Source organism: Lysinibacillus sp. FW301-JW8, assembly GCF_058788755.1.
In genome coordinates this window covers 32,372-45,165 of sequence record NZ_JBYTBB010000018.1, presented here as the reverse complement: position 1 = coordinate 45,165, position 12,794 = coordinate 32,372, and the positions used below count along the sequence as shown (strand labels likewise).

Genomic DNA, 12,794 nt, shown 5'->3' with positions numbered 1-12,794 from the left:
GTTGCTCTTTGTTAAGAAACTTCACGTGCTCTCTGTAAGACACGCGCATTAATTAAATATTTGAAAGCCCAACCAAGCATCATTAAAAATAAAGCATTTGCAATGATTGTTGGAAGTAGTCGTGAACGTAAGAAATCCGATAATGGGATTGCTGTAAAATCGATAAGATAGAAAAATTGATAGAGTATAAATTCTAAAATGGCTACTAAAATAACTGAAATTGACGTTGTCACAACTAAGTGCTGATGAATCACTTTCACGATAGATCCTGCTAAAAAACAAATAAGCGGATATAGCACTGAATATAATCCAATAATATCAATGTAAAACACATCATACAAGACACCAAAAAAAAGTCCATACATTACCGCACGCTGACGGCTGTAATAGATGGATATAAAAATTAAATATAAGATTAAAAATCGTGGAACTAAATAGTAGATATGCCCCTTCACTTCAATTGGTGAAAGCATCGCAAACTCTGGTTCTAGTAAAAAAAGTAAAACCGCCACAGAGGGGATGAGAAATCGAACCATTATTTTTCCTCCTCTTCATTCGCCTCTGGTGGATTTGATAGATCCTCATTGGTTGCATTGCCATCTGACCCATCAATAACTGTCGATGTGCGTTTCGCAATCACAACATGGTCTAAAATTGAAAAATCTGCAGATGGTTTTACATAGGCCATTTTTGTTAAGCCAAAATCATCTGTACTTACTTCTGTTATTTCTCCGATCGGCACCCCTTTAGGGAAAATACCGCCAAGACCTGAAGAAACTACTTGCTGGCCTTCTTTAACTGTTAAGCTAGAATCGATTCGCTTCATAATGAGTTCATTACGTTCTTTATCAAAGCCCTCGATTAAACCGTATGCTTCTTTATCTCCTAATACCATCGCAGAAACACGATAGTTTGGATTATTTGTATATAAAAGCTCTACCTCAGATGTGAAAGGTGTCACTAAAATAATTTTACCAACTAAACCTTTCGCTGTCATAACTGCCATATTTTTTTCCACACCATGTGAAGATCCCTTATTTAAAATAATTTTCTCTTCCCACTGGTCTGGATTTCTAGCAATAACTGTTGCATGAATCGGATTAAAATCTTTTAAGCTCTCTGATTTATCAATAAGCTCTTGTAGCTTTTTATTATCTAATTTTAAATCCGCTGCTTCAGCTTGTACAACCGCAAAATCTTCTAAGCGTGCTTTTAAACGTTTATTTTCTTCGTACGTGTTTAAGAGGGAGTCAATTTTATTAAAAATACCTGTAATATAGTTCGCCGGCTTCGCAACAATAGATTGTGCGACGCCGACAGTATCTTTAATAATTTGCTCTGGTAGAGTTGCGTTCGTCCGATCGCGTAATGAGAAGCTAATCAATGCCACAAGAAAAACCATGCCCACGAGCAGCAAAATTAATTTCTTATTGAAAAAAAAATGTGGCATTGCCTAAACCTCCTACCCTTTAACTTGTTGTTGACGAATTAAATCAATATGGTCTAGCGCCTTACCTGTACCAATAGCTACACAGTCAAGCGGATCTTCCGCAATAAAAACTGGCATATTTGTTTCTCGGCTAATTACTTTGTCTAAATTCGTTAATAGCGCACCCCCACCTGTTAGCACAATACCGCGTTCCATTACGTCTGCGGATAATTCAGGAGGTGTTTGCTCTAATGTTTTTCGAACACCATCAATAATTGATGATACCGCTTCACGTAAAGACTCAGAAATTTCCTTTGATGAAATTTCAATTGTTTTTGGTAAACCTGTTAGTAAATCTCGTCCTCGAATATCCATTTTTTCTTCTGGACCTTCTGCTAACGCTGTACCAATTTCCATCTTTACAGCCTCTGCAGTACGTTCACCAATTGTTAGGTTATAGGATTTACGAATATACGAAATGATAGATTGATCCATCGCATCCCCACCAACACGAACAGATTCACTTGTTACAATACCACCTAATGAAATAACTGCAACTTCTGTTGTACCGCCACCGATATCAACAACCATTGACCCTGTGGGATCCCATACTGGTAAATTCGAACCGATAGCTGCTGCAAACGGCTCTTCAATTGTAAATGCTTCCTTAGCCCCAGCTTGACGAGCAGCATCAATTACAGCACGTTGCTCAACGGACGTGATACCATACGGCACACAAATCATTACATTTGGCTTTTTCCAATTGCCACCAGAATTTTTAGAGGCTTCTTTTAAATAATATTCAATCATCGCTGTAGTTATATCAAAATCAGCAATAACACCGTCTTTCATTGGACGGATTGCTACGATTGAGCCAGGTGTACGACCAATCATATTTTTCGCATCATTACCAACGGCAACGATGTCTCCTGTTTTTGTATTTTTTGCTACGACTGAAGGCTCTCGTAAAACGATGCCCTTTCCTTTAATAAACACTAATGTATTCGCTGTGCCGAGGTCAATCCCGACATCTTTGCTTCCTAGTCCAAACAAATTGTGTACTCCCTTTCTATTTAAGCCATACTTTCGTTGACATCCATTATACCTCTGTCCATAATTGCATTCAGAGGCTTTACCTCCATCCAGCTGGTGTTCAACACGCACTGAAAAAATGACATACTCATTCTTCTCACCAATTATTGAGGTGAGAACCGTCTATTGCATAAAGATAAAATCATACCTTTCATTATAACGGAAAAACGCAAGAATTTGTAGTGCTACATGCCTCTTCTTGCGGAAAAGATACTATTTTAATTCCCTCCTAAACTTAAAATAGTACGTATAGATTAGAATATAATTTTTATGGTTATAAGACAACGTGTATTAGGCTACCAATTTTTGTGAATATACTAGATATTTCTACGAATACAATAACGTTTAATCTAAAAAAAGGTTCGCTTTCTTTTACAATATATCGCAAAAAAATACAAAATATTTATTTTCAATACAATGACTCATCATTCAAAACTGCTATTTAAGTCGATTATGTAAACTAGTAAACACATTAAAAACTCTGCAAAATATATGCAGAGTTAAAAATAACCTTTTTCTTTTAAGCTAATAAACTGATGATCCCCTATAATGACATGGTCAATTAATTCAATGCCCATAATATAACCGGCTTCTACTAATCTTTTTGTCACTTCAATATCCTCCGTACTAGGTGTTGGTACTCCGCTCGGATGATTATGTGCACAAATTATAGAAGCTGCCGATCTTTTAACAGCCTCGCGAAAAATTTCTCTTGGATGAACGATAGAAACATTTAAGCTACCTATAAAAATCGTTTGCTTATGAATAATTTGATTCTTTACATTTAAGAAAAGAGCAACGAAATGTTCCTGACTTAGCGAGGTCATATCGGGCATTAAATAGGCAGCAGCATCTTCTGGAGATCGGATTGTATACTTTTCTTCACTTTGCTTCTGAGCAAGACGTCTACCAAGCTCAATGGCTGCTAATAATTGAATGGCTTTCACTTCGCCTATTCCTTTAATCGCAACCATTTCTTCAATAGTCGCATGCTTTAAATGATGCAAACGCTCAAAAACACTTAATACACGATTTGCTAGAACAAGAACAGACTCCTCTTTAGTGCCTGTTCGAAGTAAAATAGCAAGTAGCTCCTGATTCGATAAACTCATTGCACCTTGTCGCAATAATCTCTCACGCGGACGATCTTCAATATTCACGTCTCGTATCATCATACTAAGTAAAACATCATTCGGCAATCAAGCCTCACTCCTTCGCAAATTGGATTATCTCGAGTGCTACCATTTGCGTAAACAAAGCTGCAAGTGGTAAGCCGACAACATTGTTATAATCACCTTCAATTCTCTTCACTAAAAGGGTTCCAGCCGTTTGAATGCCATAACCGCCTGCTTTATCAAATGGATCTCCCGAATCTACATATACTTCGATTAGCTCCTGTGATAAATGATGAAAGACAACCGTGGTTTCTTCAATAAACACTGTTTCATTACCATTAGGTTCGATTATGGCAACAGCTGTCATGACCGCATGATGTTTGCCTGATAAGCGACTTAAGTGAGAAATTGCTTCCTCACGAGTTTTTGGTTTATGCAGTAGCTCATTATTATAAACAACAATCGTATCTGCACCAATAACAGTTGTACTTGGAACCTTTTTTGCGACATCACGTGTTTTCAATAGAGCTACACCTTTCACATAATCTTGCATTGTTGTTGCCTGAACACTTGTCTCTTCTACCTCACTCGTAACAACGTCAAAAGGAAGTGATAACATAGCTAGTAATTCTTTTCGTCTAGGTGAAGCAGAAGCAAGCACAAGGTTATGATTTGTTTTAAACATAACTTAACCATTCCTCCTTACTAGCTATCATAACGGAGAAATTGGTATTTGAAAATTTTCTAATAATCAAGATAATGCTGATTTCATGCTAAAATTTTACTTGAAGACAAGCATTTTTCGATTTGTAATGGGCAAAAACCTGTAGGCGAATAATGCTAACATCATTTGAAATAGAAGTGGCTGCAGCTCCAATCGATTGCCAATCAGCAGGAAGTGTAGAATCCTTTGAATTTTCCTTAAAATTTAATTTTGTTGCTTTTTTATCAGCTAACACGGATGGAAGCTCTGCAATTGTTGCCTCCTTACAGCTATCACTGCTTACATTAAATGCTTTTTTAAAAGTAGCAGGATCTTCTAAAAAGGTAAGCTGGCTTTCATCTGTTACCATGCTTGTCCAAACATAAAATTTCCCATCCACTTCAACAATGGCACTTTCTTTTAATGAAGGGTGCTCGGAGACAAAGGAGCTGGCACTTTCATAATTTGAATAAACCCCTGCTTGACTCGCAAAAAACATGGATGACTTTGCGGCACCTCCCGCTGTCGGAATTGTTTCAGAGTCTGCATCCTTATTATTGCTGTTTGCTACCTCGTTGCTATCATTTTTTAAAGATAATTGAGTACTCGCCTGAAGAATACCTAGAAAAATTGCTACACCAAAAAGCCCGACTATTCCTCCAATAATCATTGCTCGAAATATTTGTTTTTTCATTACCTGACTGACAATTTTCATTCATTCATCACCTCTTCCTTCAACATCTCGGACTGCTATCGACGACAATTTGATATAAGTATATGTAAAAAAGCAGCTGTAAATGCTAATTTACTATATTTTGATTTAGTAGTTTTACAGAAGATATACCTTAAAAAACTGCTATTTCCACCTTCAAAAACAATCTATTTTGCTATATAGAAAAGGGAATCATGAAGGAAAAATCGAATAACATTTTATAGACAAAATAAAACTATTGGAGTGAAACCAAGATGGCTAACGATAGAGTTATTGGGCAAACAAAAGGAGCTGGCTTTCAAGTAGGTGTAAGAAGATCATTTTCTATCTCTTCAGAGGATGCTTGGAATCTCCTCACCTCGCCAGATGGATTAAATCTTTGGCTGGGGGAAAGCACTGGCATTATTCTTAATCCAGGTCAGACATACATGACGAATTTGGGGTCAGGAGAAATTCGGATTGTTAAACCGTTACAACAGCTTCGTCTGACGTGGAAAAAGGAAGGATGGGAGCAGCCATCAACAGTTCAAATTCGCGTTCTATCAAAAGCAGACAATCAATTATGCCTCGGCATAATTGCGTCCAGAATCGGCTTTGTGCTTAGGCCTGCATGAAGCAGGTCAGTTAGCCGTTATCGCAGGGATGCGATGATTTTAGGCTAACATCCTTTATTAACTCCTTTCCGATTCCGTGACATCCGCCAGAGGCTTTATCTTCATTCAGTAGGTGTTTGGACACCCACTGAAAAGGAAACAAAACCGCATTCATCTCACCACCTGTAGAGGTGGGAGTCTTCTGCTGAATGAAGATAAAACAACGATTAGCTTTCATCAAGAGAAACTATCAGATCAGTATGTTAGAGAAGAAATGAAAAAATACTGGGAAACTATCCTGGAAATAATAGGTGAGCGATTAACTAAAAAATAATAGAGAAGAATGAATCTAGCTATTCGCTTTGAATTTTATACTACTAACTGTATAAACTTTTAAAGGGGCGTGAAATTGATTATTAGAAACATTGATTTTCCGTGCCTTTTTAGAACTATGCGGTGATATAGAGGGGAGATTTTATGAAGTTAAAATTTAGATGTTTGCTTTCTATCATCTTATGTTTGAGTTTACTGAATGGATGTAGTAATGGGGATTCTATTGAGGGAACTTACATATCTTTTGCCAGACAAGAAAATTTATCAGAAGAGTTACGAGAATTATTATTAGTAAGATTAAAAGAAAATAATATCGACTATATAATAGATACTAAGGGTTCCGTGTATGTAGGTGCAAAAGACGTTGAAAAAGCTGTTTCATGTTGTTCATAATGTTTGAGAATCAGTTATTTCATCTTCTAGGTCATAAAGCGAAATTGTTTTATACCCTTGAACAACCAAGCTTATCTCCTTAGACATATGCAACAATGCTATCGAGCGCTTCAAGAAAAAACACCAATGCGCATCAGTACCCATAAAAAATGAGTACTGATACCACTAAATGCTATCTATTTTTCAATTCACTCCGTACTTCTGTTAATAAATATAAAGAGCCTGTTACAATGGTTCTCAACTTTCTTTCAGACTGATGTTGTAAAAATGAAGCATAGTCTACTATAACTTCTTTATAGGAAGCAGCAGATAGCTTCAACATGTTTTGAGCACTCATTGCACGAGGATTATTAAAATCAACAAAATAAAATTGATCGCTTACCTGCTCAAGTAGCTGCAATATTTCTTGCACATCTTTATCTGCTAGTATTCCAATTACAAAAGTAATTTGCTCATCGGGAAACTCATATTTTATCGTTTCAATTAATTTTTCAACACTTGCCGGATTATGAGCACCATCTAAAATTACAAAGGGCAAAATTTCTTCAAAGCGCCCTAAAATGGCTGCTTCTTTCACTCCCTTTTGAAGAGCATTTTTATTGACATTTATATCTAGTGCAGCTGCCACTTCAAAAAAGGCCGTTATCGCCAAAGCCATATTATTCGCCTGATGTACTCCCTTCATAGATCGTGATAGCTTTGAAATACGGAAGCCCAGCTTACTATAATCATATACCTCTCCATCCTTCTCTTGTCCTACATAAAATTGCTGATTCAGTTCAAGTACAGATGACTGTTTTTCCTGAGCTTTCTTATAGATAATTTCCTTTGCCTCTTGTGGTAAATCACCAATTATTACTGGTTTATATGACTTCATAATGCCAGCTTTATGATGGGTGATACTTTCAATGGTATTGCCTAAAAAATTTGTATGCTCTAAAGCAATACTTGGAATAATCGATACTATCGGTGTCACTACATTTGTACTATCAAGTAAGCCACCCATACCTGCTTCAATAAGAGCGATATCGATATTACTAGCAGCAAAATGTAAAAATGCTGCAATCGTTAAAAGCTCAAAATCCGTTAATTTCTCACTAAGTCCAGCTGCCTGCATTTGTTGGAATACTTGATCCATCTCCACTTCAGTAATTGCTTGACCCTCCACTTGAATTTGGTCATGTACATCGACAATGCAAGGGGACATAAATTTACCTACACGCAAGCCATGCGCTTTCGCTATTGATTCAAGAAATGTGAGCGTCGAGCCTTTACCATTCGTCCCTGCTAAGTGGACAACCCGCAACTCGTTTTCTGGATTATCGACTTTTATTAATGCCTCTTCAATCGCAGCAAGACCAGGTTTAATAATATCATCGCTCTTAACGTTCCATTTTTCTTTATAACGATTTAGATTAGGAATCATCGTTCACCCTCCTGAAGCCATTGGCGTACTTCTGCTATAAAATACAGTGAGCCTGTAATAATTACAATGTCCTTCTCATCTCGTTGACGGAGCACTTTTTGCACCATTTCCTTCCAATCTAAATGAAATTCTTTTTCCCTATTTATAGAGAGCTCAGCTAATTTTTCAGCAGGCATGGCATTCGGTAAATCTATTTGTGTAAAGAAGATAGATTTAGCAATCTGATCCATCATAGCAATACTGTTTGCATGATCTTTATCTGATAAGGCGGCATAGATAAAGCGATAGTTTTGATTTGGATAAACCTCTTTAAGAGTTTGAATAAGCGCAGCTGTACCTTCAGAATTATGGGCACCATCTAGTACAATATTGCCCTGCAATTGCTCAAAACGACCTGCCCACTGAGCATTTGCCAATGCATAACGTATTGAATCGTTAGAAATGTTAAGTACTTGCTTTTCTCTCAATGTGGAGATAGCTGTAATCGCTAGACTCGCATTATTGACTTGATGAGATCCTGCCATCTTTAATGGGACATCTGTCATCTCATTATTTGACTTTTTATAATGAAAATGCTGCAAATTAGCACCTTGCGTTATATTGGCAACACTAAAATCCTTGCCTAACACAAGGCATGGTGCATGACGTTCTTCTGCAATTTGCTGAATAACAGTAAGTGCCTCACCATTTTTTACGCCCACTATCACTGGTACACCATCTTTAATGATACCTGCCTTTTCAAATGCTACTTTCGCCAAAGTGTCACCTAGAAACGCAGTATGCTCTAGTGAGATGGTAGTAATAATTGAAAGTTCAGGTGTAATGACGTTTGTAGCATCTAAACGTCCTCCAAGTCCTGTTTCAATAAGTGCAATATCTACAGCTTGATCTGCAAAATATTGGAACATTATTAAAGTAACAACTTCAAAAAAGCTTGGAAACTCACCTTGATAATGTATTTGAATCTGCTTGGCTACTTTATTCATATAAAGTAAAAAATCCTCATCCTCAATCGGAATACCATCAATCGTCATACGTTCATTCACTTGCTCTAAATGTGGTGAAGTAAAGGCACCTACTTTGCAGCCAGCATGTTGCAAAATTTCTCTTAACGCATTGACAGTGGAACCCTTCCCATTCGAGCCTGCCAAATGAATAGCACGAAATTTGTCCTGAGGATTATCTAAAAGTGTAAGCACCTCCCGCATCAGGACAAGCGGAGCACGTTTATGGTCTACTGCCTTTAATGTAAAAATAAAATCTGTACACTCTTTCATTGTTTTAAACAAAAGAAACACTCCCTCTTACTACAATATCTCTATTTTAGTACAAGTACTGCATATTGCGCATACATTTCGTAAAAAACGCTCATTCCAGCTAACTACTCTTTTATGAACGTTAAAAACACACAGAAAGGCACTTTTATAAGTGAGGTTCTGTGTGTTTTTAAGCAATTTCATATCGAGTTATTGAAGCTGGTGTGCACCAAATAGTGCTCCCATATTATCTAATATAATTTTAGCATCATTGTTTAACAATGGCAGGACATCAGCTCTTTGCACTAAATCAAAGGAGTTTTTTAAAGTTCTTTTTAGCATAGAAATATCAAAATTTGAGCAATACTCGTTAATTTTTTTTATGGTTAATAAGTCGTTCCGTGTTAATTTATTCGCTGATTCTTCTGTCTTACTATCTGCTAGCACATGCTTTATAAGTACACGACCATTTGAATTCAACAAACGATAATGTTTTGCCTCTGATAATTTCAGAAGATTGGTTTCAATCAATACTCTTGCACTGACAAAATCTAATTCATCACATGCCTTGTTGACTTTTGCAATAATTGTAGTAATATTTCCAGTCATACTTTACCTCCATTCAGTTTATCACCGTAAAAAAGACCATTCACATTGAACAGTCAAAATTAATTAACTTTGCATTTAAAGTGCCGACAAGTTTTCATTATTCGTTAATAGTTTTTTATACCTACAATATAACAAGACTAATTAACCTATTATATTAATTATTTTAAATATTACTATATATTTTTCCCTAACACAATACATATCTTTTGATGCATAAAAAAGAAAAACAGCGGATGACTTTATTGCCATCCACTGTTTCAAATTTACATATTTTTCAGTTCTTCTAAACGTTTTAATACAACTGCATGTTTACTTTCATAGTCAGCTAATTTTTCACGTTCTGCATTCACTAACGCTTCAGGTGCTTTTGACACGAACTTCTCATTCGATAATTTACCTGATACTAGCTTCACTTCTTTTGCCCATTTTTCTAATTCTTTTTCAAGACGAGCAATCTCTTCTTCTAGGTTAATAAGCCCAACAAGTGGTAAGAATAGCTCAGCACCTGTTACTACAGCTGTCATTGATTGACCTGGAGCCTCTAAGCCTTCACCAATTGTTAATGATTCTGGATTACAGAATTTTTCTAAATATGCTTTATTTGCATCAAGGACAGCTACAGTTGCTGCATCTTTTGCTGAGATAAATAAAGGTACTTTTTTGCTCATTGGTGTATTAACTTCCGCACGAATATTACGTACTGAACGTATAATATCCATTAGGAGCTTCATGTTATCTGCTTCTTCAGCAAATTGAAGATCCGTACGTACAGTTGGCCACGCAGCTACAGTAATAGATTCACCTTCATGCGGTAGGTGCTGCCAGATTTCTTCTGTAATGAACGGCATGAATGGATGTAATAGACGCATTGTTTGATCTAATACGTAAGCTAAAATAGAACGAGTCGTTTTCTTAGCTGTTTCATCATCACCATTTAAAGGCAATTTAGCCATTTCAATATACCATGAACAGAAATCATCCCAAATGAAATTGTAAAGCTCACGACCTACTTCACCAAATTCGTAGCGTTCTGCGAGGGATGTTACACGCTCAATTGTTTCATTTAAGCGAGTTAAAATCCATTTATCGGCAACTGACTTTTCACCAGTTAAGTCGATTTCTTCATATGTCATACCATCCATATTCATAAGGGCAAAGCGAGAGGCATTCCAAATTTTATTCGCAAAGTTCCAAACCGCTTCAACTTTTTCTGTTGTATAACGCAAATCCTGACCAGGAGATGATCCAGTTGCTAAGAAGTAACGTAAGGAATCTGCACCATATTTCTCAATTACGTCCATTGGATCAACACCGTTGCCAAGTGATTTACTCATTTTACGTCCTTCACCATCTCGTACTAGACCATGAATTAATACATCTTTGAATGGGCGCTGATCTGTAAATTCAAGACCTTGGAAAATCATGCGAGATACCCAGAAGAAAATAATATCATAGCCTGTTACTAATGTACTTGTTGGGTAGTAACGTTTATATTCTTCATTTGTCTCGTCTGGCCAGCCCATTGTAGAAAATGGCCAAAGCGCTGAAGAAAACCATGTATCTAAAACATCTTCATCTTGTGTCCAATTCTCTGCATCTGCTGGTGCTTCTTTTCCTACGTAAATTTCGCCTGTTTCATTATGGTACCAAGCTGGGATTTGATGACCCCACCATAATTGGCGAGAGATACACCAATCACGAATATTTTCCATCCAACGAGAGTATGTGTTTTCAAAACGAGCTGGTACAAAGTTTACTTTACCTGCTTCGTCTTTTTGAATCTCAAGTGAAGCATCAGCAAGTGGTTGCATTTTAACGAACCATTGCGCTGAGAGATATGGCTCTACAACGGCACCAGAACGTTCAGAGTGTCCTACTGAATGCATATGCTCTTCAATACGGATTAACACACCTGCTGCTTGCAAATCAGCGACAATTTGCTTACGGCATTCAAAACGATCCATACCGTTATATTTGCCAGCAAGCTCATTCATTGTGCCATCTTCATTCATTACAAGAATGCGCTCTAAATTGTGACGATTTCCAACCTCAAAGTCGTTCGGATCATGGGCTGGTGTCATTTTTACCACCCCAGTACCAAATTCCATATCTACGTAATCATCGGCTACAATCGGGATTTCACGACCAACGATTGGTAAAATTACAGTTTTACCAATCAGATGCTTATAACGTTCATCATTTGGATGAACAGCTACTCCTGAGTCACCAAGCATCGTTTCAGGACGTGTTGTGGCAACTTCTACATGCCCCGAGCCATCTGCTAGTGGATATTTCATATGATAGAATGCACCTTGAACATCCTGATAGATAACTTCAATATCTGATAAAGCTGTTTTCGCTGCAGGATCCCAGTTAATAATACGTTCACCACGATAGATTAAGCCCTTTTCATATAAATCAACAAAAACAGTTTTAACAGCATCAGAAAGACCTTTATCAAGGGTGAAGCGCTCACGCGTATAATCTAATCCAAGACCTAGCTTTGCCCATTGATCGCGAATATGATTTGCATATTCTTCTTTCCACTCCCATGTTTTTTCGAGGAATTTTTCACGTCCTAAATCATAACGTGTAATATTATCCTCTCGTAGCTTTGCTTCGACTTTTGCTTGTGTTGCAATCCCTGCATGGTCCATACCAGGTAACCAAAGGGCATCGTATCCTTGCATACGCTTCATGCGCGTTAAAATATCTTGTAAAGTAGTATCCCAAGCATGCCCTAGGTGTAATTTACCTGTTACGTTCGGTGGTGGAATAACAATTGAATAGGGTTTTTTCCCACTTTCTGGCTGTGCCTCGAAAAACTTCCCTTGTAGCCACCATTCATAGCGACCAGTTTCAATGGACTGTGGATCATATTTAGTTGGCATTGAAATATTTTCTGTCATTTTGACTCCTCCTGTTGTGTGTTATTTTGTGCAAACATCGAAAAGCTCCAACCATTCCATGACTCATGCTCAGAAGACATTCATCAGAAATAAATTGAAAATAAAAAAACTCCTAACGTCAAAAAGGACGAAGGAGTTTTAGTTCGCGGTACCACCTTTAATTCCAGCAGAGGTAAAGTAAGTGTTATGAATAGAAATAGCACTACTTAAGCCTATTTACTACT

General features: G+C 37.1%; 12 protein-coding genes and 1 other annotated feature (1 of these 13 cut by a window edge). Of the genes, 2 read left to right on the top strand and 10 right to left on the bottom strand.

The window, feature by feature from the left end; all coding sequences use genetic code 11:
- Nucleotides 1–11: 11 nt before the first annotated feature.
- The 6 genes from mreD to AC3WOM_RS09700 all read right to left on the bottom strand — a co-directional run bounded on the left by mreD (nucleotide 12) and on the right by AC3WOM_RS09700 (nucleotide 5,054).
- Nucleotides 12–536 carry a rod shape-determining protein MreD gene (gene mreD / locus AC3WOM_RS09725; RefSeq protein WP_427542015.1) on the bottom strand — a complete coding sequence of 175 codons (525 nt, stop codon included), beginning with the start codon at nucleotides 534–536 and terminating at the stop codon, nucleotides 12–14.
- Entirely contained in the window at nucleotides 536–1,450 is a 915-nt protein-coding gene (gene mreC / locus AC3WOM_RS09720) for a rod shape-determining protein MreC (protein WP_427542018.1), read from the bottom strand. The genes mreD and mreC overlap by 1 nt, the downstream gene beginning before the upstream one ends.
- A gap of 12 nt (nucleotides 1,451–1,462) precedes the next feature.
- Nucleotides 1,463–2,482: a rod shape-determining protein gene (locus AC3WOM_RS09715; RefSeq protein WP_427542021.1), complete on the bottom strand. Its 1,020-nt coding sequence runs from the start codon at nucleotides 2,480–2,482 to the stop codon at nucleotides 1,463–1,465.
- A gap of 539 nt (nucleotides 2,483–3,021) precedes the next feature.
- Nucleotides 3,022–3,693 carry a RadC family protein gene (radC, locus tag AC3WOM_RS09710; protein WP_427542189.1) on the bottom strand — a complete coding sequence of 224 codons (672 nt, stop codon included), beginning with the start codon at nucleotides 3,691–3,693 and terminating at the stop codon, nucleotides 3,022–3,024.
- 34 nt (nucleotides 3,694–3,727) lie between these two features.
- Entirely contained in the window at nucleotides 3,728–4,321 is a 594-nt protein-coding gene (locus tag AC3WOM_RS09705; protein ID WP_492446478.1) for a Maf family protein, read from the bottom strand.
- Nucleotides 4,322–4,409: 88 nt separating this feature from the next.
- Nucleotides 4,410–5,054: a hypothetical protein gene (locus AC3WOM_RS09700; protein WP_427542027.1), complete on the bottom strand. Its 645-nt coding sequence runs from the start codon at nucleotides 5,052–5,054 to the stop codon at nucleotides 4,410–4,412.
- Nucleotides 5,055–5,305: 251 nt separating this feature from the next.
- On the opposite strand from AC3WOM_RS09700, the gene AC3WOM_RS09695 reads away from it, so the two are divergent.
- Nucleotides 5,306–5,665, top strand: coding sequence for an SRPBCC family protein (locus AC3WOM_RS09695; protein ID WP_427542030.1), 360 nt, complete (start codon nucleotides 5,306–5,308; stop codon nucleotides 5,663–5,665).
- Between the two features lie 456 nt (nucleotides 5,666–6,121).
- Entirely contained in the window at nucleotides 6,122–6,370 is a 249-nt protein-coding gene (locus AC3WOM_RS09690) for a hypothetical protein (protein ID WP_492446477.1), read from the top strand.
- A gap of 172 nt (nucleotides 6,371–6,542) precedes the next feature.
- On the opposite strand, the gene AC3WOM_RS09685 is transcribed toward AC3WOM_RS09690, so the two are convergent.
- From AC3WOM_RS09685 to AC3WOM_RS09670, 4 genes are all read right to left on the bottom strand, one after another.
- Nucleotides 6,543–7,796 (bottom strand): bifunctional folylpolyglutamate synthase/dihydrofolate synthase, encoded by a 1,254-nt coding sequence (locus AC3WOM_RS09685; RefSeq protein ID WP_492446475.1) that lies wholly within the window; start codon nucleotides 7,794–7,796, stop codon nucleotides 6,543–6,545.
- Complete coding sequence (locus AC3WOM_RS09680) at nucleotides 7,793–9,085, bottom strand: bifunctional folylpolyglutamate synthase/dihydrofolate synthase (protein WP_492446473.1); 1,293 nt, start codon at nucleotides 9,083–9,085, stop codon at nucleotides 7,793–7,795. The genes AC3WOM_RS09685 and AC3WOM_RS09680 overlap by 4 nt, the downstream gene beginning before the upstream one ends.
- Nucleotides 9,086–9,262: 177 nt before the next feature.
- The gene (locus AC3WOM_RS09675; RefSeq protein WP_427542042.1) at nucleotides 9,263–9,661 is read right to left on the bottom strand and encodes a hypothetical protein; all 399 of its coding nucleotides are present in this window, start codon (nucleotides 9,659–9,661) and stop codon (nucleotides 9,263–9,265) included.
- Nucleotides 9,662–9,924: 263 nt separating this feature from the next.
- Nucleotides 9,925–12,570, bottom strand: coding sequence for a valine--tRNA ligase (locus tag AC3WOM_RS09670; RefSeq protein ID WP_492446471.1), 2,646 nt, complete (start codon nucleotides 12,568–12,570; stop codon nucleotides 9,925–9,927).
- 120 nt (nucleotides 12,571–12,690) lie between these two features.
- Nucleotides 12,691–12,794: a binding site (T-box leader), on the bottom strand; it runs 162 nt beyond the window's last position.